General features: G+C 77.0%; 1 protein-coding gene. It reads right to left on the bottom strand.

Going from position 1 to position 1,137, the window contains the following annotated elements:
• A partial coding sequence (locus MCAG_RS02970; protein WP_198141478.1) for an acyltransferase domain-containing protein occupies nucleotides 1-1,137 on the bottom strand: 1,137 nt, incomplete at both ends.

The following is a 1,137-nucleotide window of genomic DNA, read 5'->3' as shown; positions in this document are numbered from 1 at the left end:
GTCACGGCGCAGCGAGCCGACCCGCCAGCGCGTCGGTGTCCGCGGCGTCGAAGGTCTCCTGCATCCCCAGCGCCAGCACCGGATGCGGGCTGACCTCCCAGGAACGTGGTGTGACCGGCGGCCAGCAGCGACCTCGTCGCGTCCTCGAACAGCACCGTCTGCCGCAGGTTGCGGTACCAGTACCCGGCGTCCATCGCCGTGGTGTCCAGGCGCTCGCCGGTGACGGTGGAGAAGATGGGCACCTCGGCCTGGCGCGGCCGGATCGGGGCGAGCAACTCCAGCAGCTCGTCCTCGATCTCGGCGACCTGCGGGGCGTGCGCGGGGAAGACGACGCCCGGCACCATCCACCGCATGACCCCGTCGGCGGAGAGCTGCCGGCCCAGCTCCGCGAGCGCCGCCGGGTCGCCGGAGACGGACACGGCGTTCGGCCCGTTCACGGCCGCCACCGCGAGCCGGTCGCCGAACGGCGCGACGCGCTCCCGGACCCGCCGCGCCGGCTCCACCACCGACAGCATCTCGCCCCGGCCGGCGAGGGCCAGCAGAGCCTTGCTGCGCAGGGCCACCACCCGGGCGGCGTCGGCCAGCGACAGCGCGCCGGCGACGCAGGCGGCGGCGATCTCTCCCTGGGAGTGCCCGACCACCGCCGCCGGTCGGACGCCGACGGACTGCCACACCTCGGCCAGCGCGACCATCATCGTGAACAGCACGGGCTGGGTGACGTCGACCCGCTCCGGCCCCGGCGGGTCCCCGACGCCGCGCAGGACGTCCAACACGGACCAGCCGGTCAGCGGGTCCAGCGCGGCGGCGCACTCGGCGGCGCGGGCGGCGAAGGCCGGGGAGGTCTCCAGCAGCTCCCGGCCCATCTCCGGCCACTGCGAGCCCTGGCCGGGGAAGACGAACACCGGCCGGCGCTCGTCGGCGGCGGCCCCGAGGGCCACGTGCGGCGGCGGGTCCGCGCCGTCGGCGACGGCCGCGAGACCGTCGAGCAGGCCGTCCCGGTCGCCGGCCACCACCACCGCCCGGTGGTCGAAGGCCGCCCGGGTGGCGACCAGGGACCAGCCGACGTCGCGCGGATCGAGTGCGGTGAGCCGGCGGGCGTGCGCCAGCAGCCGGCCCGCCTGGGCGCGCAGTCCGGCG

It is taken from the genome of Micromonospora sp. ATCC 39149 (assembly GCF_000158815.1).
Taxonomy (GTDB): Bacteria; Actinomycetota; Actinomycetes; order Mycobacteriales; family Micromonosporaceae; genus Micromonospora.
Note: the sequence above shows the minus strand (reverse complement) of the source record. Positions and strands in the feature narration are given on the sequence as shown.